The following is a 26,192-nucleotide window of genomic DNA, read 5'->3' on the forward strand; positions in this document are numbered from 1 at the left end:
GGCGGGCCTACGCTTCCGCCGGGGCGGAAGGGGCTTCGTCGCCCTCGTCGAACTCGCTGTGGAATTCGAGCGGGGCATTGGTGTTGCCGATCGCCAGCGACTTGACGTAGATCGGCGCCAGCGGAGCGTCCTGGACGATGTCCAGCAGCTGCTCCTTGGCCAGTTCCAGCAGCGAGAGGAAGGTCACCAGCACGCCGAGGCGGCCTTCCTCGGCGGTGAACAGCGACTCGAAGCGGTGGAAGCGGCCGTCGTCCAGCCGCTGCAGCACTTCGCCCATCCGTTGGCGGACGCTCAGGGCCTCGCGGCGGATCGCGTGGCCGCTGAACAGTTCGGCCCGGCGCAGCACGTCGTTGAGCGCCATCAGCATCTCGCGCAGGTCCACCGGCGGCGGCAGGCGCACGGCCTGGCGGTCCGGCACGTGGGCCTGCACCGGCAGGGTGTCGCGCTCCATGCGCGGCAGCGCGTCGATGTCCTCGGCGGCCTGCTTGAAGCGCTCGTACTCCTGCAGGCGGCGCACCAGCTCGGCGCGCGGGTCGGCCTCGTCGCCGTCCTCGCTGACCGGCCGCGGCAGCAGCATCCGCGACTTCACCTCGGCCAGGATCGCGGCCATGACCAGGTACTCGGCGGCCAGCTCGAACCGCAGGTCCTGCATCACGTTTATGTAGTCCACGTACTGCCGGGTGATCTCGGCGACGGGGATGTCCAGGATGTCCAGGTTCTGGCGGCGGATCAGGTACAGCAGCAGGTCAAGCGGGCCCTCGAACGCGTCGAGGATGACTTCCAGCGCATCCGGCGGGATGTAGAGGTCCTGCGGGATCTGCAGCAGCGGCTGGCCATGCACCACCGCCAGCGGCATTTCCTGCTGCTGCGGGGCGGACGGCTGCTGCGTTTGCAGGTTCGCGTCTTGCGCGGGTTCGGAACTCATCTGCTCGGAAAGCCATGCCCGGATAGGGGCGCACGCATCGCTCGAAGGGCCGGGAGCGCGGTGCCACCTGCGGATGACGGCCGTCGCCGGGATACGGGACGGGCGCCAGTAAGCACATCAATACAGGCCCAGGTCGCGCCAGGTGGCGTCCGGGTGCCGGGGAGGTCGTCTGCGTGGCGGTACGCGGTCAGCGGGTCGGTCGTCGGTCGGACATCGGGCGGGAGCCCGGGCCCGGATTCCCCTGTGGGCCTGCCAGGCCTTGCAGATTGGAGCCGACGGGCCGCTGATGCACGGCCGCATGTGGTGCCAAGGGTAAGCGCTGGCTGGCGGCCTGTCCAGCATCGACTGCCGGCGCGGACAGCTGGCGGATACAATCGCCCCACGCACGCCGGGGAGCCAGCCATGTGGTACGTGATCGAGGGACATGACGCCGAGGGCGCGCTGCCGCGCCGGCGCGAGGCGCGCCCGGCACACCTGGCCCGGCTGCAGGCCCTGCGCGACGCGGGGCGGCTGCTGGTCGCCGGTCCCTGTCCGGCGATCGATGCCGAGGATCCCGGTCCGGCCGGTTTCAGCGGCAGCGTGGTGATCGCCCGGTTCGACTCGCTGGCCGAGGCGCGTGCCTGGGCCGATGCGGATCCCTACGTCGCCGCAGGCGTATATATGCTTACCGACGTGCGCCCGTTCCTGCCCGTGCTGCGCTAGCCCGGCACAGGCATCCGCCGTTTGTGCGGGGCAGCTTGGCGGGTCGGCTGGAAACGTTTACATTCCGGCCGCGGCCCATGGTGGGCCAGGAGACGGATGGATGCAGCGCCAGGCGATCACGATCCGTGACGTCGCCCGCGAAGCCGGGGTCTCGGTGGCGACGGTCTCGCGTGCGCTCAACGGCCACGCCAATGTCGCCGAGCCGGTGCGCAGGCTGGTCCACGAGGTGGCGCAGCGCCTGCGCTACAGCCCGCACGGGGCGGCGCGCAGCCTCAGCAGCCGCAGTACCCAGACCATTGGCGTGGTCCTGCCGGACCTGCACGGCGAATTCTTCTCCGAACTGATCCGCGGCATCGGCGCCGGGGCGCGTGCGCGTCGCCGGCACATGCTGCTGTCCAGCTACCACGGCGACCGCGAACAGCAGGCCGCCGCGCTGCGCGCGATGCGCGGGCGGGTCGATGGCCTGCTGGTGATGTCGCCGTTCGCCGACCAGCCCGGCTTCCTGGAGGAGAACCTGCCGCCGCTGCCGACGGTACTGGTCAACACCCAGCAGGCCGAGGTGGCCTGGCCGGCGTTCGAGATCGACAACCATGCCGGTGCGGTGGCGATGACGAACCACCTGCTGTCGCTGGGTCATCGCCGCATCGCCTTCATAGCCGGACCGGCGCACAACTACGATGCGCGCGAACGCCTTCGCGGCTTCCGCGAGGCGATCGCCGCCCATCCCGGTGCGCAGGGCAGCGAGTACGAGGGCGAGTTCGACGAGGCCTCCGGCCATCGCGCCGGCCGCCGGATCCTTGCCGGCGACGCGCGTCCGGACGCGGTGTTCGCGGCCAACGACATGATGGCGCTGGGCTGCCTCTACGCATTCGCGCAGGCCGGCGTGCGGGTGCCGCAGGACATCGCGCTTGCAGGCTTCGACGACATTCCGCTGGCGCGTTTCGTTCACCCGTCCTTGACCACGATGCGAGTGAGTATCGCGCAACTCGGAGGACGTGCTGTCGAACGTCTGCTCGACCAGATCGAAACCGGCGCGGATGCGAACGGCCCTGCATCGGCAAGCGATGCGGACCGCCAGGTGATGGTGCCGGAACTGGTGGTGCGTGCGTCCTGCGGTGGCCCGGAACATCCCGCGTCCGGCACTGAACCGAGGGAGAACACGAAAGCCTGAGCCATCAGGCCCGTCCGTCCTGGGAGGGAGCGATGAAACGCCTTGCAACCGATCGTCCCGCGCGCAGCGCACTGAGCATCGCGCTGGCCGGGTGCCTGCTGCTGGGAAGCGGCGCGGCCATGGCACAGAGCACCGGCGCCACCATCCGTGGCCAGGTCAATGCCGACTCGGCGCCCGCGGCAGGCGCCACCATCACCGCGGTCAACACCGCCACCGGCCTGCGCCGCACCGTGCAGGCCTCGCCCGAAGGACGCTACTCGCTGGCAGGCCTGCCGCCCGGCACCTACCGGGTGCAGGTGGACGCCAACGGCCAGAGCGCCTCGCAGGAACTGACCGTGCAGGTCGGCCAGACCGCGACCGTCGACCTCGGCGTGGGTGGCCTGCCGGAGAGCGGGCCGACGGGCGAGGCGACCACGATGGAGACCGTGCAGGTCACCGCCCAGGCGGCCGTGGAGACCCGTACCTCCGAGGTGGCCAGCTACGTCAGCCAGAAGCAGATCCAGGCGCTGCCGCAGAACACCCGCAACTTCCTGGCCTTCGCCGATACCGCACCGGGCGTGCAGTTCATTTCCGACGCCAGCGGCAATACCCGCATCCGTTCCGGCGCGCAGAGCGCCAACGCGGTCAACGTGTTCATCGACGGCGTCGGCCAGAAGAACTACGTGACCACCGGCGGCATCAGCGGCCAGGACACCAGCCGCGGCAACCCGTTCCCGCAGTCGGCGATCGGCGAGTACAAGGTCATCACCCAGAACTACAAGGCCGAGTTCGACCAGCTCAGCAGCGCCGCGATCGTGGCCGCCACCCGCTCGGGCAGCAACGAATTCGAGGGCGGCTTCTTCTGGGACCGCACCAGCACCGACTGGCGCGCGCGCAGCCGCTTCGAGGAGCGCGAGGGCGCGACCAAGGCCGAGAGCAAGCAGGAGCAGTACGGCATCAGCTTCGGCGGCCCGATCATCCGCGACGTGGCCCACTTCTTCATCGCCTACGAGGCCAAGGAGTACGAGAGCCCGCGCACCTTCCGGCTGGGCCGCGGCTTCACCCCGGACCAGCTGCCGGCGGGGCTGCGCGAGGAGTACGGCACCGGCACCTACACCTCGCCGTTCAAGGAGGACCTGTACTTCGGCAAGGTCGACTGGCTGATCGGCGAGAACCACTACTTCGAGCTGACCGCCAAGTACCGCGACGAGAGCGAGACCATCCAGGTGCAGGACCAGCGCCTGCCGCCGGCCGCGACCCTCAACACCAACGAGGAGACCCGCGTCGACCTGCGCTACCAGCTGACCGCGGGCGACTGGCTCAATGACGCGCACATCACCTACGAGGACGCGTTCTGGAGCCCGCGGCCGGAGAACTTCATCCCCGGCTACTTCCTCAGCGACGGCAACTGGACCGACACCATCGTCCGCGCCGGCGGCAGCGAGAACTACCAGGACAAGGGCCAGAAGGGCTGGTCGTTCCAGAACGACCTGACCTTCAGCGGCTGGGCCGGCCACACCCTGAAGATGGGCGTGAAGTTCAAGAAGGTCGACCTGCAGACCCTGGAGCAGAACAAGTACAACCCGGTCTTCTACTACGACATCCACGAGAGCCTGGACGTGCCGGTGCACGTGGAGTTCGGCGCGCCGGTGGCCGGCTTCGGCGACGGCACCGCGTCCTCCGGCAACCGGCAGTTCGGCGTCTACATCCAGGACGACTGGGAGGTCAACGACAAGCTGACCGTGAACCTGGGCGTGCGCTGGGACTACGAGCAGACCCCGGCCTACGAGGCCTACGTCACCCCGGCCGAGGTGGTGACCGCGCTGCGCGCCTCCAACGCCGCGCTGCCGGGTTCCAGCGTCGACGTCGAGGACTACATCAGCACCGGAAGCAACCGCAAGGCGGACAAGGACAACTGGGCGCCGCGCCTGGGCTTCTCCTACGACTTCTTCGGCGACCAGCGCCACGTGCTGTTCGGCGGCGCCGGCCGGTCCTACGACCGCAACCTGTTCGACTACCTGCAGAACGAGCGGTCCAAGGCCAGCTGGGGCCAGTACGTCTACGACTTCAACACCCCGGCCCATCCCTGCGACACCGCCACCGCGGCGACCTGCCGCGAGTGGGATCCGCGCTACCTGGATCCGGAGTTCCTGCGTGCGTCCTCGGTCGCCGGCTCGCGCGAGGTGTTCCTCAACAGCAACGACCTGGAAGTGCCGTATTCGGACCAGTTCAGCCTGGGCATCCGCAACACCTGGGAAGTGGGCGGGCATGACTGGAGCACGGAGCTGACCGCCTCGTACGTGCGCAGCCACGACGGCATCGCCTTCGTGCTCGGCAACCGCCGCGACGACGGCAGCTTCTTCCCGTCCGATCCGCCGGGTGCGACCGATCCGCCGCCGTGGGGTATTGGCTTCGCGCCGTTCTCCAACCTGATCCTGGCCCAGAACGCGCTGGAGACCCGCACCCGCTCGGTCTACCTGAAGGTGGAGAAGCCCTATACCCGGTCCTCGCCCTGGGGCGTGACCCTGGCCTACACCTGGACCGACTCGGAGCAGAACAGCCCGCTGGACGGCTGGCCCGGCGGCTTCAATGCCGAAACCATCGCCGACTATGGCTGGTTCCCGGGCAAGGTCCCGGAGAACAGGGTGGTGCTGACCGGCATCTGGGACGGGCCCTGGGGCACGACCTTCTCGGGCAAGGGCACCTGGGCCGACGCGACCCCGCGCTACTACCAGAACTGCAACGTCTCGGCCTGGGCGTACTGCTATTTCGACAGCTACACGCCGGGCGAGGACTTCAAGCAGGTGGACCTGGCGCTGGAGAAGGTCTGGGATACCGGCGGCGGCATCAGCTTCCGCGTGCGCGGCGACCTGCTCAACGTCTTCAACTGGTCCAACTACGATGGCTACGAGGACTGGCGCGGCGGGGCGGGCGAGCCGCAGAATCCCGCATGGGGCACGCCGACGTCGATCGCCCTGCCGACGCGTACGTTCAAGCTGACGTTCGGCGTGGACTGGTGAGCATGGCCATGCCGCCGCCGGGGCGGGTCCCCAGTGGCGGCGTGGCACGCGCGCCAGGGGCGCGGTCCGGCCGCTGGCGGCTGTAAAGGAGAGTGGTTTGAAACGGTGGCACTGGCATCGCTGCATCATCGCCCTGGCGGGCGCGCTGTTCCTCCTGGCCGGCTGCAGCCGGGAGGCGCCGCAGGTCGACGCCGAACTGCCGCCACCGCCCAAGCCCGACGTGATCCTGATCGAGCCCGTGCTGCCCGAGCGACCGCCGCGTCCGGAACTGCCGCCGCTGTTCCGCGACATCGAGCGCCGCACCTTCCAGTTCTTCTGGGACACCACCAACGAGCAGAACGGGCTGACCCCGGACCGCTATCCTTCGCGCCCGTTCGCCAGCGTGGCCTCGATCGGCTATGCCCTGACCGCGTACCCGATCGGCATCGAGAACGGCTGGGTCAGCCGCACCCAGGCGGTGGACCGCACCCTGACCACGCTGCGCTTCCTGCGTGACATCCCCCAGGGCCCGCAGGCCACCGGCAAGGGCGCGTACAAGGGCTTCTACTACCACTTCCTGGACATGCAGCAGGGCCACCGCTACGACAGCTGGGTCGAGCTGTCGAGCGTGGACACCGCGCTGCTGATGATGGGCGTGCTGTTCGCCCAGGCCTATTACGACGGCGAGGACGAGCGCGAGCAGGAGATCCGCAAGCTGGCCGACCAGCTGTACCGCCGGGTCGACTGGAAGTGGCTGCAGGTGCGCAAGCCGCTGGTGTCGATGGGCTGGTTCCCGGAGAGCGGCTTCATCCAGCACGACTGGATGGGCTACAACGAGGCGATGCTGCTGTACATCCTGGCCCTGGGCTCGCCCACCCACGCGGTGGAGCCGGAGGCCTGGACGGTCTGGACCCGCACCTACAACAACGACTGGGGCGTGTACTACGGCCAGGAGTACCTGAGCTTCGGCCCCCTGTTCGGACACCAGTACAGCCATGTCTGGATCGACTTCCGCGACATCCAGGACCAGTACATGCGCGAACGCGGGATCGACTACTTCCTCAACAGCCGCCGCGCCGCGCTGGCCCAGCGCGAGTACGCCATCGCCAACCCGATGAAGTGGAAGGACTACGGCGAGAACGTCTGGGGCCTGACCGCCGGCGACGGCCCGCAGAACACCCGCCAGATCTACCGCGGGGAGGAGCGCGAGTTCCGCCACTATTCCTCGCGCGGTGCCGGCCTGCGCGAGAACTTCGACGACGGCACCATCGTCCCGACCGCGGCGATCTCCTCGATCGTGTTCGCGCCGGAGGTGGTGATCCCGGCCACCGAGGAGATGCACCGCCGCTACGGCGACTACCTGTATTCCAGCTACGGCTTCCTGGACTCGTTCAACCCCAGCTTCAACTACGACATCCCGCTCAAGACCGGGCGCATCGTCCCCGGCAAGGGCTGGGTGGCCAGCGACTACATCGGCATCGACCAGGGCCCCATCCTTGCGATGATCGCCAACTACCGCAACGAGTTCGTGTGGTCGGTGATGAAGAAGAGCCCCTACATCCGCACCGGCCTGGAGCGGGCCGGCTTCATGGGCGGCTGGCTGTCGCCGGAGGAGGAGGAAGACGAGCGCATGCACGTCGATGCCCGCGCCGCCGATGCACGCGCGCTGGGCATGGCCGAGTCCCGTGCCGCCGCCGCGGAGGCGCAGCTGAAGGCCCAGCAGCGCAAGGACGAGCCGTCCGCGGCCAACCGCGCGCAGCCGCCGAGGCAGTGATGGCCGGCCTGCGCCTGCTGCGCGCCTGCCTGCTGCCGACGCTGCTGCTGGCGTCATTGGCCGGTTGCGGCGGCGATCCGGCGCAGGAGCCGGTGCGCTTCTGGGCCATGGGCCGCGAGGCCGAGGTGGTGGCCGAGCTGGTCCCTGAGTTCGAGCGCGAGACCGGGATCCGGGTCGAGATCCAGCAGATCCCGTGGACCGCCGCGCACGAGAAGCTGCTGACCGCGTTCGCCGCCGAGGGCCTGCCGGACGTGTGCCAGCTGGGCAACACCTGGATCCCGGAGTTCGCCCAGCTGGGCGCGCTGCAACCGCTGCAGGCACGGGTCGATGCTTCGGCCACGGTCGACCAGGACGACTACTTCCCCGGCATCTGGGACACCGCGGTGGTCGACGGCGAACTGGTCGGCGTACCCTGGTATGTGGATACCCGCCTGTTGTACTACCGCAAGGACCTGCTGCGCGAGGCCGGGATCGATACGCCGCCACGCGACTGGGCCGAGTGGGAGCGGGCGATGGCGGCGGTGGTCGCCAGCAAGCCCGGGCGCCACGCCATCCTGATGCCCCTCAACGAGTTCGAGCAGCAGCTGTCCTTCGCCCTGCAGCAGGACGATCCGCTGCTGCGCGACGGCGATACCCGCGGCAACTTCGAAAGCCCCGGCTTCCGGCGCGCGCTGGCGTTCTACGCCAACATCTTCGAACAGGGCTGGGCGCCGAAGGTCTCCGAGACCCAGATCTCCAACGTGTGGGACGAGTTCTTCCGCGGCTCGTACGTGTTCTACCTGTCCGGCCCCTGGAACATCCGCGAGTTCCGCCGCCGCCAGCCGCCGGAGCTGGAAGGGCAGTGGGGCACGATGCCGCTGCCCGGGCCCGACGGGCCCGGTGCCGGCATCGCCGGTGGCACCAGCCTGGTCCTGTTCCGCGGCTCGCCGCGTTCGGACCAGGCTTGGCAGCTGGTGGAGTTCCTGTCGCGTCCGGACATCCAGCAGCGCTTCCACGCGATGATCGGCGACCTGCCGCCGCGGCGCAGTGCCTGGGAGCACCCGGAACTGGCCGGCGATCCGCTTTCGGCCGCATTCCGCGACCAGCTGGAGCGGGTGAAGCCAGCGCCCAAGGTGCTGGAGTGGGAGCGGATCGTGCAGGAGATGCGCCTGGTCACCGAGCGGGTGGTGCGCGGCGGCCTGGCCCAGGACGCCGCCGTGCGCGAACTCGACCAGCGGGTGGACCGTATCCTCGCCAAGCGCCGCTGGATCCATGAGCGCGACGCCGCAACCGAAGGAGCAGGGCCATGAGCGCACGGCTGGCCGGCTGGATGTTCGTCGCCCCGGCGCTGATCGTGCTGGGTGTGTTCTTCGCCCTGCCGGTGCTCTCGGCGCTGGCGCTGAGCCTGACCGATTTCGATCTTTACGCGCTGGCCGATGCCGGCAACCTGCGCTTCGTCGGGTTGCAGAACTATTGGGAACTGTTGCAGACGCCGATGTTCTGGAAGGCGCTGTGGAACACCACCTACTTCGTGGTGGTGGGCGTGCCGCTGTCGGTAGCGGTCTCGCTGGGCGCGGCGCTGCTGCTCAATGCGCCGGTCGCGCGATTCCGCGCGCTGTTCCGCACCGCACTGTTCGCGCCGGTGGTGACCACCCTGGTCGCGGTGGCGGTGATCTGGCGCTACCTGTTCCACACCAGCTACGGCCTGGTGAACTGGGCGTTGGGCCATGTCGGCATCAGCCCGGTGGACTGGCTGGGCGATCCACGCTGGGCGATGCCGACCATCATCCTGTTCGCGGTGTGGAAGAACTTCGGCTACAACATGGTGATCTTCCTCGCCGGCCTGCAGGCCATCCCGCGCGACCTGTACGAGGCCGCGCGCATAGACGGCGCCTCGCGCTGGCAGCAGTTCCGCCACATCACCCTCCCGCAGCTGGGGCCGGTGCTGCTGGTGGTGGGCGTGATCACCGTGTCCGGCTATTTCCAGCTGTTCGCCGAGCCCTATGTGATGACCCGCGGCGATCCGCTGCAGAGCACGGTCAGCGTGCTGTATTTCATGTTCGAGGAAGGCTTCAAGTGGTGGAACCTCGGCCGTGCCTCGGCCGTGGCCTTCCTGCTGTTCGTGGTCATCCTGGCGGTGACCACGCTGATGCTGCGCCTGGGCCGGCGGCGGGGGATGGTATGAGCGCAGGACAGTCCATCGGTCGCGAGGTCGGGCAATCGCGCCTGCATGCGCTGCTGGTCAACGGCGCGCTGCTGCTGCTGGCGATGGTCAGCCTGGCGCCGCTGCTGTGGATGGTGTCGGTATCGTTCATGCCTACCGGCGAGGCGGCGAGCTTCCCTCCGCCGCTGCTGCCCTCGGCGGTGACGGCCGACAACTACCATGCGCTGTTCAGCCGCACCGGCATGGGCCGCAACTTCGTCAACAGCCTGCTGGTGGCCGGCGCGATCACGCTCGGCTCGCTGCTGGTCAACACCCTGGCCGGTTATGCCTTCGCCAAGCTGCGCTTCCGCGGCCGCGAGCGGATGTTCCAGCTGCTGCTGGCCGCGCTCGTGGTGCCGGCGCAGGTGGCGATGCTGCCGCTGTTCCTGCTGATGAAGCAACTGGGGCTGGTCAATACCTATGGCGGCGTGGTGATCCCGGCGCTGGCCAGCGTGTTCGGCATCTTCCTGGTCCGCCAGTACGCGCGCTCGATCCCGGACGAGCTGCTGGAGGCGGCACGCATCGACGGGGCAGGGGAGTGGCGGATCTTCTTCTCCATCGTCCTGCCCATGCTCAAGCCGGTGCTGGTGACGCTGGCGATCTTCTCCTTCATGGCCGCGTGGAACGACTTCATGTGGCCGCTGATCGTGCTTACCGACCAGGAGCACTACACCCTGCCGGTGGCCCTGGCCACTCTGTCGCGCGAGCACATCATGGACGTGGAGATGATGATGGCCGGCGCGGTGGTCACCGTGATCCCGGTGCTGCTGCTGTTCCTGCTGCTGCAGCGCTACTACATCCAGGGCCTGCTGCTGGGCAGCGTCAAGGGATAGGAGGAACGATGCGACTCGCCAACCGGGAGCGCGGAATTGCCGGTGGAGACGCGCCAGCCACCTTTGCGGGCGCGGCCTGTTCCCTTCGCGCGGTAGACGCCGTGGATCCCTCCATGGAGGGTCGGGCGCGCCATCCACGGCGCGCACGGTTCCGCCCAGGGTCGACAGGCCACGTCCCCGGCGTACCCGGGGCTGCAGTGGTCGCGCTGCTTCTTTCCGCCGCTGCGGGCCCGGCAGTCGCAGCCCCCCAGCTGCTGGACGGCTTCGAGGATCCGGCGCCATGGCGGGTGGTCGTCTCCGACCAGGTCAGCGGTTCGATCCGCCGGGTCGAGGGCGTGCAGGGCGGGGCGCTGTGCCTGGACTACGACTTCAACGGTGTGTCCGGCTACGCAGGCATCCAGCGCGACCTGCCGCTGGAGTACCCGGAGAACTACCGTTTCTCCTTCCGCATGCGCGGCGACTCGCCGGCCAACGACCTGCAGTTCAAGCTGGTCGACGCCAGCGGCGACAACGTGTGGTGGGTGAACCGCCCGCGTTACGGGTTCCCCACCGGGTGGACCGAGGTGCGCTACCGCACCCGGCATATCGACAAGGCCTGGGGGCCGGACCCCGACAAGGTCCTGCGCCGCAGCCAGAAGCTCGAGTTCACCATCTACAACAATGCCGGCGGGCGCGGCAGCGTGTGCTTCGACGAGCTCTCGCTGGAGCCGCTGCCGGCGGAGCCCGATGCGCCCCCGGCCGCGGTGGCGGTCGAGGCCAGCGCGGCGCCAGGCAGCGCATCCCGCGTCATCGACGGCGACAGCGCCACGGTGTGGAAGGCCAGTGGCCGCCAGGGCTTGGTGCTGGACCTGGGCCAGGAGCGCGAGTTCGGTGGCCTGGTCCTGCGCTGGGCCGATGCCCGCCAGCGTCCGCAGCGCTACGTGGTGGAGCTGGAAGGTGCCGATGGCCAGTGGCGCCCGGTGCGCGCGGTCGAGCAGGGTCGCGGCGCCAGCGACTGGCTTTCCCTGCCCGAATCGGAAGCGCGCCGCATCGCACTGCGCCTTGAAGGCGGACGCTACGCGCTGGCCGAGGCGCAGGTGCAGCCGCTCGGCTTCTCGGCGCATCCCAACGATTTCATCAAGGCGCTGGCGCAGGAGCTGCCCCGTGGCTGGCTGCCCCGTGGCTTCAGCGGCGAGCAGCCGTACTGGACCATCATCGGCGTCGACGGCGGCCACCAGCAGGGCCTGGTCGGCGAGGATGGCGCGGTCGAGCTGTCGCGGGGCGGCTTCAGCATCGAGCCCTTCGTGCTCGATGGCGATCGCCTGGTCAGCTGGGCCGATGTGAAGCCCGTCCAGCGCCTGCCCGGCCAGGGCCTGCCGATGCCGGAGGTGGAGTGGACCGCGGCCGGTGGCGCGGATGCGCCCGCGTTGCAGGTTTCCGCTTTCGCCCACGGCAGCGCCGGGGATTCGCGCGTGGTCGCGCGCTACCGCCTGCGCAATCCGCATCCACGGTCGCGCGAGTACGTGCTGGCCTTGGCAGTGCGGCCCCTGCAGGTCAATCCGCCGGCGCAGTTCCTCAACACCATCGGCGGGGTCAGCCCGATCCGCTCGCTGGCGATCGACGGTGGCACGGTCACGGTGGACGGCAGGCCGCGGATCTTCGCGACGCAGTCGCCGGACCAGGCATTCGCCACGCCGTTCGATGCGGGGCTGGACGTGCAGCGCCTGGCCTCGGGCGATATCCCGGAGGACACCGCGGTCGAGGATCCGACCGGCCTGGCCTCGGGCATGCTCCTGTACCGCTGGCGGCTGGCACCCGGCGAGGAACGCGAGGTGGCGCTGGTCGCGCCGCTGGATGGCGAGACCGCGCCCCAGCCCGGCTTCGACGCCGCGCGTGCCGCGGAGGAAACCACGGCGCGCTGGCAGGAGCTGCTGGGCCAGGTGGAGCTGCAGCTGCCGGAGCAGGGCCGCGACTTCGCCGCGACCGTTCGCACCGCGCTGGCGCACATGCTGGTCTCGCGCGTCGGCCCCAGCCTGCAGCCGGGCACGCGCTCGTACTCGCGCAGCTGGATCCGCGACGGGGCGATGATTTCCGAAGGCCTGCTGCGCCTGGGGCGGCCGGAGGTCGTGCGCCAGTACCTGGAGTGGTACGCGCCCTACCAGTTCGAGAACGGCAAGGTGCCGTGCTGCGTCGATGCCCGCGGCAGCGATCCGGTCCCTGAGAACGACAGCCACGGCGAGCTGATATTCAACATCGCCGAGTACTGGCGCTTCACCGGCGACCGCGAATTCCTGGAGCGCATGTGGCCGCATGTGCGCGGCGCGTTCGACTACATGGAGCGGCTGCGGGCCAGCGAGCGCACCGAGGAGAACCGCCGGCGCGACCCGGCCTTCTACGGGATGATGCCGGTGTCGATCAGCCACGAGGGCTATTCGGCGAAGCCGATGCATTCGTACTGGGACAACTTCTGGGCGCTGCGCGGCTACAAGGACGCGGTGGAAGTGGCCCAGGCGCTGGGCCTGCGCGAGGAGGCGCGCCGCATGGCGGCCGCGCGCGACCAGTTCCGCGCCGACCTCGCTGCATCGCTGCGTGCCGCCACCGCCCGCCACGGCATCGACTACCTGCCGGGCGCCGCGGAGCTGGGCGACTTCGATCCCACCTCGACCACCATCGCCCTGGCCCCGGGCGGCGAGCAGGACTGGCTGCCGCGCGACCTGCTGGAAAACACCTTCGAGCGTTACTGGCAGCACTTCACCGACCGCCGCGACGGCCGCCGCGAGTGGAAGGACTACACGCCCTACGAGTGGCGCAACGTGGCCGCGTTCGTGCGCCTGGGCTGGCGCGACCGCGCGTGGCAGGCGACCGACTACTTCTTCGCCGACCGCGCGCCGCAGGCCTGGAACCAGTGGGCCGAGGTGGTGTCGTCCACGCCACGCAAGCCGTTCTTCGTCGGCGACCTGCCGCATGCCTGGGTGGCATCGGACTTCGTGCGTTCGGCGCTGGACATGTTCGCCTACCGCCGCGAGCGCGACGACAGCCTGGTGCTGGCGGCCGGCGTTCCGCTGGATTGGCTGGAAGGCGAGGGCATCCGCGTCCGTGGCCTGCATACCGCGCATGGTCGCATTGGTTACGCGCTGCGCCGCGCGGACGGGCAGCTGCAGCTGGACGTGGCCGATGACGCCGGCCTGCCGCCGGGCGGACTGGTGCTGCAGTGGCCATACGAAGGGCAGCCAGGCGCGACGACGGTCGATGGCCGGGCGGCGAAGTGGTCGAACGGCGAGTTGCGGATCAGCCGGCCGGGCGCGAAGGTGCGGGTCGAGGTCCGCAACCCGTAATCCATTGGGGCGCTCTTCTTCCTTCTCCTTCCGGGAGAGGGGCAGGGTGAAGGTCGGGGACCCGGCATCAACTGGGCGCCGACCTTCCTCCAACCCTCGTCACGAGGCGAAGCGTCGTACCCGTAGCCCGGATAAGCCAAGCGCATCCGGGTCGGAAGTATGGAACGGGTGGATCCTGTCGATCCCGGATGCGACCTACGGCCTTGTGCGGCTACGACAATAAAAAAGCCGGGCATTGCTGCCCGGCCTTTTTTCCTCGCACGGATGCGCCTATCAGCCCGCGCGTGCCGCCGCCACGATCCCGGCGGCCTTGGCCGCGCTGGCCTCGACCTTGTCCCACTCGCCGGCCTTGAGCCAGGGCTTGGGCACCATCCACGAGCCGCCGATGCAGACCACGTTCGGCTGGGCCAGGTACTCGGCCGCGGTGTCCTCGCTGATGCCGCCGGTGGGGCAGATCTTCAGCTCGCCCATCGGGCCGGCCAGGCCCTTGAGCATGGCCAGGCCGCCGACCGCGTTGGCCGGGAACAGCTTGCACACGCGGAAGCCCCGCGCCATCAGCGACAGGAACTCGGTCGGGGTGGCGCCGCCCGGGACGGCCGGGATCGGAGCCTTGGCCAGCGCATCGGCCAACTCCGGCGGCGTACCCGGGGTGACCAGGAAGTCCGCGCCCAGCTCGATGCACTTCTCCATCTGCTCGATGGTCAGCACCGTGCCCATGCCGACGGCGATGCCGGGCAGTTCCTTCTTCAGCGCGACCAGCGCATCCAGCGCGCAGGGCGTGCGCAGGGTCAGCTCGATCGCGGTCAGGCCGCCCTTGAGCAGCGCGGAGGAGAGCTTGCGCGCCTCGTCGACGCTGTCGGCGGTGACCACCGGCAGGATTCCGGCCTGGCGCAGCAGCTGTTCGGCCTTGGCCTGGGTCTGGGCGATGCTCATGGATCGTGTGGCTCCGTGGCTTGGGTCGCGGCCCGCGGGCCGCGCCTGTTATGGGGGAAAGGCCACCACGCCGGGCGTGGTGGCCAAGGGTCAGTTGTCCTTCTCGGCGTGCGGTGCCAGCGCCGCCCCGGCCTCGCCGCCGAGCTCGTACTCGGCGTCGTAGTCCCAGGCAGAGCCGTCGTGCGCCGGCGGACCACAGGAGATCGACACCGCACCCTGGTCGGCCGGGCCGACGTTGGCGCGGTTGAACGCGAACAGGTTGCGGCCGAGGTCGTGCGCCGGACGGGTGGTGTTGGCCGCGACCTCGCGCGCGTTCCACTCATCTGCGTCGACCAGTACTTCGAGCACGCCGGCCTCGCTGTCCAGGCGCACGATGTCGCCGTCGCGGACCTTGCCGATCGGGCCGCCACGCGCGGCTTCCGGGGTGACGTGGATCGCCGCCGGGATCTTGCCGGAGGCGCCGGACAGGCGGCCGTCGGTGACCAGCGCCACCTTGCGGCCCTGGTTCTGCAGCATGCCCAGCAGCGGTGCCAGCGAGTGCAGTTCCGGCATGCCGTTGGCCTGCGGGCCCTGGTAGGTCACCACGGCGACGAAGTCGCGCGGCAGCACGCCGGCGGCGTGCAGCTTGTTGAGCTTCTGCGGCGCGTCCACCACCACCGCCTGCGCCTCGACGTAGCGATGCTCCGGCTTGACCGCCGACAGCTTGATCAGGCCGCGGCCGATGTTGCCGCGGAGCAGCCGCAGGCCGCCCTGGGCCTCGAACGGGGCGGCGACGGTGCGCACCACGCTCTCGTCGGCCGACACCGTGGCCGACGGCACCGAGGCCAGCTGCCCGTCCTCCAGGCGCGGCTCGCGGGTGAAGGCGCGCATGCCTTCCGGCACCACGGTGGTGAGGTCGTGCATCAGCCCCGCGTCCAGCAGCTCGCGGAACACGAAGGGCACGCCGCCGGCCGCCTGGAAGCGGTTCACGTCGGCCTCGCCGTTGGGGTACACGCGGGCCAGCAGCGGCACCACCTGCGAGATCTGGTCCATGTCGTCCCAGGTCAGGACGACGCCGGCGGCGCGCGCCACCGCGATCCAGTGGATGGTGTGGTTGGTCGAGCCGCCGGTGGCCATCAGCGCGACGATCGCGTTGACGATGGCGCGCTCGTCGATCAGCCGGCCCAGCGGCCGGTAGTCGTCGCCCAGCGCGGTCATCTGCAGCACGCGGCGCACGGCCTCGTCGTCCAGGGCCTTGCGCAGCGGGGTGCCCGGGTTGATGAACGAGCTGCCCGGCAGCTGCACGCCCATGGCCTCCAGCAGCACCTGGTTGGAATTGGCGGTGCCGTAGAAGGTGCAGGTGCCGGCCGAGTGGTAGGACTGCGACTCGACCTCCAGCAGCTCCTCGCGGGTGGCCTCGCCGGCGGCGTAGCGCTCGCGAACCTCGGCCTTCTTCTTGTTGGGGATGCCGGGCGGCATCGGGCCGGCCGGCACGAACAGCGCCGGCAGGTGGCCGAAGGCCAGCGCGCCGATCAGCAGGCCCGGCACGATCTTGTCGCAGATGCCCAGGTACAGGGCCGCGTCGAAGGCGTCGTGGCTGAGGCCGATGGCGGTGGCCTGGGCGATCACGTCGCGGGAGAACAGCGACAGCTCCATGCCGCCGCGGCCCTGGGTGACGCCGTCGCACATCGCCGGCACGCCGCCGGCGACCTGCGCGGTGGCGCCCAGCTCGCGGGCCAGGGCGCGGATCCGCTCCGGGTAGTGCTCGTACGGCTGGTGCGCCGAGAGCATGTCGTTGTAGGCGGTGATGATGCCCAGGTTCGGCGTGGCGCCGCCGCGCAGGCGGGCCTTGTCGTGTTCGCCGCAGGCGGCGAACACGTGCGCCAGGTTGGCGCAGCTCAGCGGGGTGCGGTTGGGACCGTTGCGGACCGCCTCGTCGATGCCGGCCAGGTAGGCGGCACGCGAAGGGGCGCTGCGCTGGCGGATGCGCTCGGTGACGGCTTCGATCTTGGGATGCAGGCTCATGGCGTTCCAGTGGGGCGGAGCTGGCGCCGCTGAAGGGCGCGAACGGGCTGCGGAAGCAGGACGGCGACGCGGGGCGTGCCGCCCCGGTATCAGAGAGGTGCGGGCGGAGGACCGCGCATCAAGCGCACCAGTGGACGCGCAGTGGGCTGGCGCTCAGGCCCAGCACCGCGCGGATCGGCATTTCACGCACGTCGTCGCCGGCCAGGGCGCGCTCCAGCACCTCGCGCTTGGCCTCGCCGCGCAGCAGCAGCAGGTGCTGGCGGCAGCGGGCCAGGCCGGCGCGGGTGAGGGTGATGCGCGTGGTCCATTCGGCCGCGACCGGGCAGCCGGTGGCGTCGAGCACGGCGTAGTCGTCCTGCGAGGCCAGCGCGGCGTCGAGGTCGACCGAGCCGGGGAACAGCGAGGCGGTATGGCCGTCGTTGCCCATGCCCAGCACCGCCACGCAGGGATCCTGCCCACCGGCCGAATCGCGGTTGGCGGCCTCGACGCAGGCGGCGGCCGACAGGCCTTCACGCACCAGCGGCTCGAAATGCAGGCCCGCGGCGCGTTCCAGCAGGCTCTCGCGGATCAGCTTGGTGTTGCTGGCCGGATGGTCGGCGGGCACGAAGCGGTCGTCGACCAGGCCGACGCTCACCTTCGACCAGTCCAGCGGCGCCTGCGCCAGGCGGCTGTAGGCCGGCGCCGGGGTGGTGCCGCCGGAGAGCAGGGCGCGGGCGCTGCCGCTGGCTGCCAGGTTGGCTTCGATCGCGGCCTGGAGATCGGCCGCGATGGCCTCGCCCCAGGCCTCGACGCTGGCATGCTCGAGCCACTCGATGCGCGGATCGACGATCACGCCGACGCCTCCCGGCGGACCAGGTCCACCGCGTAGGCGGCCGCGCCGAGCAGCCCGGCCTGCGGATGCAGCACGGCGAGCGAGGGCACCCGCGCCATGGTCGGCGAGAAGCGGCCCTTGTACTCGAAGCGCTGGCGGAAGCCGGAGTGGCGCAGCGAATCCAGCATCTTCGGTACCAGGCCGCCGGTGAGGAACACGCCGTCCCAGGCACCGATGGTCAGCACCAGGTCGCCGGAGATCGCGCCGAACACCGCGCAGAACACGTCGACCGCGCGCATGCACAGCGGATCGCCGGCGGCGGCGCGGGCGGTGACGTCCTTGGGCTCGAGCAGGCCGGGGTCGTGGCCGGCGATCTCGCACAGGGCGCGGTGGATGTTCACCAGGCCCGGGCCGCAGATCAGGCGCTCGTTGGAGACGCGGCCGAACTGCGCCGACAGGATCTCCAGGATGCGGATCTCCTCCGGCGTGCCGGGCGGGAAGCTGACGTGGCCGCCCTCGGTCTCCAGCGGATAGCAGCGGCCGTCACGCACCACCAGGCCGCCCACGCCCAGGCCGGTACCCGGGCCGAGCACGGCATAGGTGCGCGGCTCGCCGGCGGGCGCCGGGGTCCAGGGCACGCCGCCGATCGGCACCACGTCCTCGGCCCGGTACAGGCTGATGGCCATGGCCTGGGCGGCGAAGTCGTTGATCAGGTAGACCTGGTCGAAGCCCAGCATCTCGCGGGTGCGAGGACGCGAGATCACCCACGGATGGTTGGTGATGCGCGCCTCGTCGCCGTCCACGCGGCCGGCCACGGCGAACACGCCGCAGCGGGCGCTGGCCTGGGCCTGGTCGAGGTAGTGGCGCGCGGCCTCGGCCAGCGACGGGAACTCGGCGACGGCGAACTCGCGCACGCTGTCCTCGAGCAGCGGCGTCTGCGCGCTGGTGTCGGCCAGCGCGAAGCGCGCGTTGGTGCCGCCGATGTCGGCGATCAGGAACAGGTCGGACATGCTCACCGCCCGTCGCGGGACGGACGCGCCACGGCGTCGAAACGTTCCGGCAGGAACACGGTCGCGTCCTCCGGGCCCCAGCTGCCTGCCGGGTAGGGCTGCAGCGGCGAATTGTCCTCGCGCCAGGCGTCGACCACGCTGTCGATCCAGGCCCACGCGGCCTCGACCTCGTCGTTGCGCACGAACAGGGCGTGGTTGCCGTGGAAGGCGTCCAGGAACAGGCGCTCGTAGGCGATGCGGCGGTTCTGGCCGGTCTCGGAGGACAGCTCCAGCTCCAGCGGCTGCAGTTCCAGGGTGCCCCATTCCGGGCCGGCCAGGCTGCTCATCAGGCCCAGCTCGATGTCCTCCTGCGGCTGCAGGCGGAAGGTCAGGCGGTTGGGCACGGCGTTGCTGCGGTCCGGGCGCTCGAACAACCAGTGGGTGACCGGCTTGAGGGTCACGGTGACCACGGTCGAGCGGTCGGCCATGCGCTTGCCGGTGCACAGGTGGAACGGAACCCCCGCCCAGCGCCAGTTGTCGATGTGCGCGGTGACGCCGACGAAGGTTTCGACATCGCTGTCATCCGGCGGCGAATAGGCCTGGACCGGCTCGCCATTGATCGTCCCGGCGGTGTAGCGGCCGCGCACGCTGTGACGGCGGGCCTCCTTGGCGCAGAACGGGCGCAGGGCGCGCAGCACCTTGACCTTCTCGTCGCGGATGCGGTCGGCCTCCAGCGAGGCCGGCGGCTCCATCGCCACCAGGCACAGCAGCTGCAGGATGTGGCTCTGGACCATGTCGCGCAGCGCGCCGGAGCGGGCGTAATAGGAGTTGCGGCCGTCCACGCCCTCGCTCTCGGACACCAGGATGTGCACCGAGTCGATGTAGTTGCGGTTCCACACCGCTTCCAGCAGGGCGTTGCCGAAGCGCAGCGCCAGCAGGTTCTGCACCGCCGCCTTGCCCAGGTAATGGTCGATGCGGAAGATCCGGTCCTCGTCGATCAGGCGGCCGATGGTCGCGTTGATCTCGCGGGCCGAGGCCAGGTCGGCGCCGATCGGCTTCTCCAGCATCAGCCGGCTCGGCGCGGCGAAGGCGCCGCCCAGGGCCAGGCCCTCGCAGGTGCTCATGTACAGGCCCGGCGGGATCGACAGGTAGCTCACGCAGGGGCGGTCGGCCAGGTCGCGCACGGCGTCGGCTACCGAAGCCGGGGTGCGCATGTCGACCGAGCGGTAGTCCACCCGCTCCAGGAAGGCCTCGACCTGCTCGGCGGTCGGCGTGTAGTGCGACAGGCTGGCGAAGCGCTCGCGCAAGATGCCGCGGAACTTATCCGTGTCGTGCGGCGACAGCGCCAGCGCACGGACGCGGAAGCCCTCCGGCAGCAGGCCGTCGCCCATCAGGCGCAGCAGCGAGGGGAACAGGTAACGCTGGGCCAGGTCGCCGGTGGCGCCGAACAGCAGCAGGGTGTCATGCATCCGGTGGGCTTCCGTGGGGTGGGGCATCGGTTCGGTGGCTTCTCTTGGGGATCGCACCCGCGCGGCGGGTGGAAAGGTGGGCAGATAACCGCAGGTAATGCGTGAAACCTCCGAAATATGGCCGCCGGCATGGATAATGTCCAGTGGCCGGGACGGTGTCCGGGGAAACCACCAGCGCAATGCTGCGGCGTATGTTTCACGGCCTGGAAGGCGGTTCGCACGTCCCGGCGCGGCCGGATCCGCTACACCGCTTGCACCGCCGGGCGTGACATCATCGACGACCCGGATCGGCGGCGGCCGCAGTCGCGGCGTGCGCTCCGGGTTGAATACGTATGCGGAGACGCGGATGGCGGACGTCCAGCTGGAGCAGGTGCGCAAGGTCTATGGCAACGGCCAGGTCGCCGTGCACGAGGCCTCGTTCACGATCGGCGACGGCGAGCTGGTGGTGCTGGTCGGGCCTTCGGGCTGTGGCAAGTCGACCCTGTTGCGTATGGTCGCCGGGCTGGAGGAGATCACCTCCGGCACCCTGCGCATCGGCGGCCGGGTGGTGAACGACATCGCCCCGCGCGACCGCGACATCGCCATGGTGTTCCAGAGCTACGCGCTCTATCCGCACATGACCGTGGCCGAGAACCTGGCCTTCGGGCTCAAGCTGCGCGGCGCCCCGCGCGGCGAGGTCGAGCGGCGGGTGTCCTCGGCCGCCGGGATGCTGGGCCTGGAGGGCATGCTGGACAAGCGTCCGGCCGAACTGTCGGGCGGCCAGCGCCAGCGCGTGGCCCTGGGCCGGGCGCTGGTGCGCGAGCCGGAGGTGTTCCTGCTCGACGAGCCGCTGTCCAACCTCGACGCCAAGTTGCGCCACAGCACCCGTACCGAGATCGCCCGCCTGCACCAGCGGCTGGGCACCACCATGGTCTACGTCACCCACGACCAGGTCGAGGCCATGACCCTGGGCCAGCGCATCGTGGTGCTGGAAGGCGGCCGGGTGCAGCAGATCGACACCCCGATGGCGCTCTACGATCGCCCGGCCAACCTGTTCGTGGCCGGTTTCCTCGGCAGCCCGGCGATGAACGTGCTGCGCGGCCGGCTCCGTGCCGGCGACGGCCTGCAGCTGGAGACCGTGCAGGGCAGCCGGGTGCCGCTGCCGGGCGTATCGGTGCCCGATCCCTGGCTGGAGCGGGAGCTGGTGCTGGGCATCCGCCCCGAGCACCTGCTGCCGGTGGACGAGGGCGGCCTGGAGGCGAGGGTGGAGGTGGTCGAGGCGGTCGGCAGCGAAGCCTACCTGCACCTCGATTTCGCCGGCCAGCCGCTGGTCTCGCGGCTGCCGCCCACCGACCTGCCGGCGCCGGGTGACCTCATCCGCCTGCGCCCGGATCCCGCGCGCGTGCACTTCTTCGATGCCGGGAGCGGGCTGCGGCTGCAGCCCTGACCCGCCTGGCGGTCAGGCGGCGGCTACTTCCGACAGCGGCTCGATGCGCACCGGCTGGCCATCGACCAGCAATGGCGACTCCGCCAGCTCCAGCGGCAGCACTGCCAGCGCCCAGCGCGGCGCCTTGCCGGCGACCGCGACCACGGTACCCATGGCGCGCTCGTCCTGGACCACCTCGCTGCCGGGCGCGACCGCGTCGGCAACCTGCAGCAGCGCCAGCTGGCGCTTGGCCTTCCCGAGGAAATGGGTCCTGGCCACGATTTCCTGGCCCGGGTAGCAGCCCTTGCTGACGCTGTAGGCCTGCAGCCGCTCCAGGCCCAGCTGCTGCGGGGTCCACTGCTCGACCTGGGCTTCGCCCAGGCGCGGGATGCCGGCGCGCAGGTCGGCCACGTTCCAGGCCGCCAGAGCGGCGGTGGATTCCACCGCGGGCGCGCCGCCCAGGCGCAGCGTGCGTCCCGGGCTGATGGCAAGGCGCAAGCCCTCGTCCGAATCTTCCGTGCCGACAAGGACCCGGTTACCTGCCTCCAGCGATGCGAACGCGCCGGCAATGGACAGTTCCGCCAGTGGTGTGAGCGTTACCTTGCGACGGAACACGAACTTCCGCAGGGTATCGCCGACCAACGTCGCATTTGCATCCGGCAGCACCAGCCTCAAGCTCTGCGCGCCGGTGCGCAGCAGTGCGAACAGGGCTATGACTCGGCCCTTCGGGTTGAGCCAGGTGCTCCACTGCCAGCTGCCGATCTCGAGCGCCTTCACGTCGCTGGCGAACTGGGCATGCGCGAACTCGACGGCGTCGGGGCCCTCGAGCGCGAGCACCGTCCATCCGGGAAGGGCGAAAAACTCCCCGTGATTCAAGGTGCTTGGAAGGGGCTGGTTGTCAGTCACGTTAACCCCGGCTTAAACTTTTGTGCATTGCAAGGACTCCCATGATAGGTCAAACCCCCGAGGTTCCAGAGCACGAGGACGCGCCGGAAGGCGTGCCATCGCTGGAGCAGGACGCCGGCAAGCCGACGCCGCGCGAGATCGGCGGGCGCGAGGGTCCGGAGCCGACCCGCTACGGGGACTGGGAAAAGAACGGACGCTGCATCGATTTCTGAGTCGATTGCAGCGTCCCTGAGCCACGTGGGCACACGCCCGCACAGCCGAGACTAAGAGCCAGCGAATGAGCAGCCGCGAACGCCCCCTGTCACCCCACCTGCAGGTGTACCGCTGGCAGGTCCAGATGGTGACCTCGATCCTGCACCGCGCCACGGGCATCGTGCTCGCCGGCGGTGCCCTGGTCCTCGCCGGCGGCCTGCTGGCATTGATGGTCGGCCCCGAGAGCTGGGCCTGCTTCACCGGCCACGCCGGCGCCTGGTACGGCAAGGTCTTCCTGCTCGGCTGGACCTGGGCCTTTGCCTACCACCTGTGCAACGGCATCCGCCACGTCGCTCAGGACTTCGCCCACGGCTACGCCATCCCGGATTTCGTCCGCAACAGCTGGCTGTCCATCGCCGGCAGCCTGGTGATCACCGCGATCGTGTGGGCCCTTGCGCTGAACGGAGGTGCCGCGTGAGCCGTTACCGTACCCCCCTGAAGAACGTGCGCGGCCTTGGCACCGCCAAGACCGGCACCGACCACTTCGTCCACCAGCGCCTGACCGCCACCGCGCTGGTCTTCCTGTCGCTGTGGTTCGTCTACTTCGTCCTCGGCCTGGTCGGCAGCGACTACATGGCCGCCACCGACGCCGTGTCCAAGCCGTGGAACGCCGTGCTGCTGGTCGGCTTCCTGGTCGCCATGTTCTGGCACGCCCAGCTGGGCCTGCAAGTGGTCCTCGAGGACTACGTCCACAACTCGCTGGTCGCCCTGGCGCTCCAGGTCAGCGTGAAGTTCATCGCGGTGCTTGGCGCGATCGTCAGCATCTTCGCCGTCGCCCGCATCGCGCTGGCCGGCTGAGCGCGCAAAGGAAACAGACTCGATGTCCGCCTACAAGATCACCGAACACAAGTACGACATGGTCGTCGTCGGCGCCGGTGGCGCCGGCCTGCGCGCCACCTTCGGCCTGGCCCAGAAGGGCCTGCAGACGGTGTGCCTGACCAAGGTCTTCCCGACCCGTTCCCACACCGTGGCGGCGCAGGGCGGCATCTCCGCCGCGCTGGCCAACATGGGCGAGGACGACTGGCGCTACCACTTCTACGACACCATCAAGGGGTCGGACTGGCTGGGCGACCAGGACGCCATCGAGTACATGTGCCGCGAGGCCATCCCGGCCATCATCGAGCTGGAGCACTACGGCGTGCCGTTCTCCCGCACCGAGGACGGCAAGATCTACCAGCGCCCGTTCGGCGGCATGACCACCCGCTACGGCGAAGGCCCGTCGGCGCAGCGCACCTGCGCGGCCGCCGACCGCACCGGCCACGCCATCCTGCACACCCTGTACCAGCAGTCGCTGGCGCACAACGCCCGCTTCATGATCGAGTACTTCGCGCTCGACCTGATCATGGACGAGGAGGGCGTGTGCCGCGGCGTGCTGGCGCTGGACATGGCCGAGGGCACCCTGCACCTGTTCCGCGCCCACGGCGTGGTGCTGGCCACCGGCGGCTACGGCCGCGCCTACTTCAGCGCGACCTCCGCGCACACCTGCACCGGCGACGGCGGCGGCCTCGTGGCCCGTGCCGGCCTGCCGCTGCAGGACATGGAGTTCGTGCAGTTCCACCCGACCGGCATCTACGGCGCCGGCTGCCTGATCACCGAGGGCGTCCGCGGCGAAGGCGGCATCCTGCGCAACTCCAACGGCGAGCGCTTCATGGAGCGCTACGCCCCGCACTACAAGGACCTGGCCTCGCGCGACGTGGTCAGCCGTTCGATGACCATCGAGATCCGCGAAGGCCGCGGCGTCGGCGAGCACAAGGACCACATCCTGCTCGACCTGACCCACCTGGGCCCGGGCGTGATCGACGAGAAGCTGCCGGGCATCGCCGAGAGCGCCCGCATCTTCGCCGGCGTCGACGTGCACAAGCAGCCGATCCCGGTGATCCCGACCGTCCACTACAATATGGGCGGCATCCCGACCAACTACCACGGCGAAGTCGTGCGCAAGGTCGGCGACAACCCCGATGCGGTGGTCCCGGGCCTGTACGCGATCGGCGAGGCCGCCTGCGTGTCGGTGCACGGCGCCAACCGCCTGGGTTCCAACTCGTTGCTGGACTTGGTCGTGTTCGGTCGCGCTGTGGCCAACCGCTGCGCCGAGACCATCAAGAAGAACGCCCCGCACAAGCCGCTGGCCTCCGATGCCTGCGACAAGGCCCTGTCGCAGCTGGACAAGCTGCGCAACGCCAACGGCGACACCCCGACCGCGGTCATCCGCGACCGGATGCAGCGCACCATGCAGGCCGACGCCGCGGTGTTCCGCACCAGCAAGACCCTGCAGGAAGGCTGCGAGAAGATGTCGCAGATCTTCGACAGCTTCCAGGACGTGAAGGTCTCCGACCGCTCGCTGGTCTGGAACTCCGACCTGATCGAGACCTACGAGCTGCATAACCTGCTGCTCAACGCCGTCGCCACCATCAACTCGGCCGAGCAGCGCAAGGAAAGCCGCGGCGCCCACGCGCACGAGGACTACCCGGATCGCGACGACGCCAACTGGCAGAAGCACACCCTGGTGACCGTGGACGCGGAAACCGGCAAGACCAGCTTCGACTACCGTCCGGTGCACATGTACACCCTGAGCAAGGATGTGGATGTGGTGCCGCCCAAGCCACGCGTGTACTGAGCCAGGGCGAGAGAAAGACAAAATGGCAGAGTTCGCACTCCCCAAGAATTCCCGCATCACCAAGGGCAAGCACTTCCCCGCGCCGGCCGGCGCGAAGAACGTGCGCACCTTCAAGGTATACCGCTGGAGCCCTGACGACGGCGCCAACCCGCGCACCGACACCTACGAGCTCGACCTCGACAAGTGCGGCCCGATGGTCCTGGACGCGCTGATCAAGATCAAGAACGAGGTTGACCCGACCCTGACCTTCCGGCGCTCCTGCCGCGAGGGCATCTGCGGTTCGTGCGCGATGAACATCGACGGCACGAACACCCTGGCCTGCACCCGCGCCATCGCGGACTGCCAGAAGGCCGAGGTGCCGATCTACCCGCTGCCGCACATGAGCGTGGTCAAGGACCTGGTCCCGGACCTGACCCACTTCTACGCGCAGTACGCCTCGATCAAGCCGTGGATCCGCACCCAGACCCCGGCTCCGCCGGACCGCGAGCGCCTGCAGTCCCCCGAGGACCGCAAGAAGCTGGACGGCCTGTACGAGTGCATCCTGTGCGCCTGCTGCTCGACCAGCTGCCCGAGCTACTGGTGGAACGGCGAGCGTTACCTGGGCCCGGCGATCCTGCTGCAGGCCTACCGCTGGATCATCGACTCGCGCGACGAGGACACCGGCGCCCGCCTGGACGACCTCGAGGATCCCTTCAAGCTGTACCGCTGCCACACCATCATGAACTGCGCGCGCACCTGCCCGAAGGGCCTGAACCCGGCCCTGGCGATCGCGGAGATCAAGAAGCTGATGATGGCGCGCCGCGCCTGACCGCTCCGGTCAGCAGCAACACGGGAAGCCCGGCCAATGGCCGGGCTTTTTCGTTATGCCGGCGCGTTCGTGTGCTGGCCGTCATGCAAGTGGGGTAGGGCATCGCCGGCCAGGCCTGTAGC

21 protein-coding genes are annotated in these 26,192 nt (G+C 69.8%); 14 read left to right on the top strand and 7 right to left on the bottom strand.

Annotation, left to right across the window (positions count from 1 at the left end):
• Nucleotides 1–7 precede the first annotated feature (7 nt).
• Entirely contained in the window at nt 8–925 is a 918-nt protein-coding gene (locus tag PSESU_RS06415; protein WP_013534956.1) for a segregation and condensation protein A, read from the bottom strand.
• A 402-nt stretch (nt 926–1,327) separates the two neighbouring features.
• On the opposite strand from PSESU_RS06415, the gene PSESU_RS06420 reads away from it, so the two are divergent.
• The 8 genes from PSESU_RS06420 (at nt 1,328) to PSESU_RS06455 (ending at nt 13,879) form a co-directional block, all read left to right on the top strand.
• Entirely contained in the window at nt 1,328–1,627 is a 300-nt protein-coding gene (locus tag PSESU_RS06420) for a YciI family protein (protein WP_013534957.1), read from the top strand.
• 100 nt (nt 1,628–1,727) lie between these two features.
• Nucleotides 1,728–2,798, top strand: a complete 1,071-nt coding sequence (locus tag PSESU_RS06425; protein ID WP_013534958.1) for a LacI family DNA-binding transcriptional regulator — start codon at nt 1,728–1,730, stop codon at nt 2,796–2,798.
• A gap of 32 nt (nt 2,799–2,830) precedes the next feature.
• Nucleotides 2,831–5,797 carry a TonB-dependent receptor domain-containing protein gene (locus PSESU_RS06430; RefSeq protein ID WP_013534959.1) on the top strand — a complete coding sequence of 989 codons (2,967 nt, stop codon included), beginning with the start codon at nt 2,831–2,833 and terminating at the stop codon, nt 5,795–5,797.
• 97 nt (nt 5,798–5,894) lie between these two features.
• Nucleotides 5,895–7,550 carry a glucoamylase family protein gene (locus tag PSESU_RS06435; RefSeq protein ID WP_013534960.1) on the top strand — a complete coding sequence of 552 codons (1,656 nt, stop codon included), beginning with the start codon at nt 5,895–5,897 and terminating at the stop codon, nt 7,548–7,550.
• A complete protein-coding gene (locus PSESU_RS06440) occupies nt 7,550–8,839 on the top strand; it encodes a sugar ABC transporter substrate-binding protein (protein WP_013534961.1) in 1,290 nt (429 codons plus the stop codon). Before PSESU_RS06435 ends, PSESU_RS06440 begins: the two co-directional genes overlap by 1 nt.
• Nucleotides 8,836–9,714 (top strand): carbohydrate ABC transporter permease, encoded by an 879-nt coding sequence (locus PSESU_RS06445; RefSeq protein WP_013534962.1) that lies wholly within the window; start codon nt 8,836–8,838, stop codon nt 9,712–9,714. The genes PSESU_RS06440 and PSESU_RS06445 overlap by 4 nt, the downstream gene beginning before the upstream one ends.
• Nucleotides 9,715–9,728: 14 nt before the next feature.
• On the top strand, nt 9,729–10,565 hold the full coding sequence (locus PSESU_RS06450; protein ID WP_041764588.1) for a carbohydrate ABC transporter permease: 837 nt from the start codon (nt 9,729–9,731) through the stop codon (nt 10,563–10,565).
• Nucleotides 10,566–10,771: 206 nt separating this feature from the next.
• The gene (locus PSESU_RS06455) at nt 10,772–13,879 is read left to right on the top strand and encodes a discoidin domain-containing protein (protein WP_041764591.1); all 3,108 of its coding nucleotides are present in this window, start codon (nt 10,772–10,774) and stop codon (nt 13,877–13,879) included.
• Nucleotides 13,880–14,152: 273 nt separating this feature from the next.
• Here PSESU_RS06455 and eda read toward each other — a convergent pair whose 3' ends face one another.
• From eda to zwf, 5 genes are all read right to left on the bottom strand, one after another.
• Nucleotides 14,153–14,812 carry a bifunctional 4-hydroxy-2-oxoglutarate aldolase/2-dehydro-3-deoxy-phosphogluconate aldolase gene (eda, locus tag PSESU_RS06460; protein ID WP_013534965.1) on the bottom strand — a complete coding sequence of 220 codons (660 nt, stop codon included), beginning with the start codon at nt 14,810–14,812 and terminating at the stop codon, nt 14,153–14,155.
• Nucleotides 14,813–14,902: 90 nt separating this feature from the next.
• Nucleotides 14,903–16,816: a phosphogluconate dehydratase gene (edd, locus tag PSESU_RS06465; protein WP_013534966.1), complete on the bottom strand. Its 1,914-nt coding sequence runs from the start codon at nt 16,814–16,816 to the stop codon at nt 14,903–14,905.
• Nucleotides 16,817–16,934: 118 nt separating this feature from the next.
• Entirely contained in the window at nt 16,935–17,648 is a 714-nt protein-coding gene (pgl, locus tag PSESU_RS06470) for a 6-phosphogluconolactonase (RefSeq protein WP_013534967.1), read from the bottom strand.
• Entirely contained in the window at nt 17,645–18,637 is a 993-nt protein-coding gene (gene glk / locus PSESU_RS06475) for a glucokinase (RefSeq protein WP_013534968.1), read from the bottom strand. The genes pgl and glk overlap by 4 nt, the downstream gene beginning before the upstream one ends.
• Nucleotides 18,638–18,639: 2 nt before the next feature.
• Nucleotides 18,640–20,085 carry a glucose-6-phosphate dehydrogenase gene (zwf, locus tag PSESU_RS06480; RefSeq protein WP_013534969.1) on the bottom strand — a complete coding sequence of 482 codons (1,446 nt, stop codon included), beginning with the start codon at nt 20,083–20,085 and terminating at the stop codon, nt 18,640–18,642.
• Nucleotides 20,086–20,431: 346 nt separating this feature from the next.
• On the opposite strand from zwf, the gene PSESU_RS06485 reads away from it, so the two are divergent.
• Nucleotides 20,432–21,511: an ABC transporter ATP-binding protein gene (locus tag PSESU_RS06485; protein ID WP_013534970.1), complete on the top strand. Its 1,080-nt coding sequence runs from the start codon at nt 20,432–20,434 to the stop codon at nt 21,509–21,511.
• Nucleotides 21,512–21,523: 12 nt separating this feature from the next.
• On the opposite strand, the gene PSESU_RS06490 is transcribed toward PSESU_RS06485, so the two are convergent.
• Nucleotides 21,524–22,327, bottom strand: a complete 804-nt coding sequence (locus PSESU_RS06490; protein WP_013534971.1) for a YgfZ/GcvT domain-containing protein — start codon at nt 22,325–22,327, stop codon at nt 21,524–21,526.
• 110 nt (nt 22,328–22,437) lie between these two features.
• Between PSESU_RS06490 and PSESU_RS15870 the strand changes: the two genes are divergently transcribed.
• The 5 genes from PSESU_RS15870 (at nt 22,438) to PSESU_RS06510 (ending at nt 26,070) form a co-directional block, all read left to right on the top strand.
• Nucleotides 22,438–22,608 carry a DUF1674 domain-containing protein gene (locus PSESU_RS15870; protein ID WP_013534972.1) on the top strand — a complete coding sequence of 57 codons (171 nt, stop codon included), beginning with the start codon at nt 22,438–22,440 and terminating at the stop codon, nt 22,606–22,608.
• A gap of 65 nt (nt 22,609–22,673) precedes the next feature.
• The gene (gene sdhC, locus PSESU_RS06495) at nt 22,674–23,066 is read left to right on the top strand and encodes a succinate dehydrogenase, cytochrome b556 subunit (RefSeq protein ID WP_013534973.1); all 393 of its coding nucleotides are present in this window, start codon (nt 22,674–22,676) and stop codon (nt 23,064–23,066) included.
• Nucleotides 23,063–23,446 (top strand): succinate dehydrogenase, hydrophobic membrane anchor protein, encoded by a 384-nt coding sequence (sdhD, locus tag PSESU_RS06500; protein ID WP_013534974.1) that lies wholly within the window; start codon nt 23,063–23,065, stop codon nt 23,444–23,446. Before sdhC ends, sdhD begins: the two co-directional genes overlap by 4 nt.
• 22 nt (nt 23,447–23,468) lie before the next feature.
• Nucleotides 23,469–25,262 carry a succinate dehydrogenase flavoprotein subunit gene (gene sdhA, locus PSESU_RS06505; RefSeq protein ID WP_013534975.1) on the top strand — a complete coding sequence of 598 codons (1,794 nt, stop codon included), beginning with the start codon at nt 23,469–23,471 and terminating at the stop codon, nt 25,260–25,262.
• A 22-nt stretch (nt 25,263–25,284) separates the two neighbouring features.
• Entirely contained in the window at nt 25,285–26,070 is a 786-nt protein-coding gene (locus PSESU_RS06510) for a succinate dehydrogenase iron-sulfur subunit (protein ID WP_013534976.1), read from the top strand.
• Nucleotides 26,071–26,192 lie beyond the last annotated feature (122 nt).

The organism is Pseudoxanthomonas suwonensis 11-1 (genome assembly GCF_000185965.1).
Lineage (GTDB): Bacteria > Pseudomonadota > Gammaproteobacteria > Xanthomonadales > Xanthomonadaceae > Pseudoxanthomonas > Pseudoxanthomonas suwonensis_A.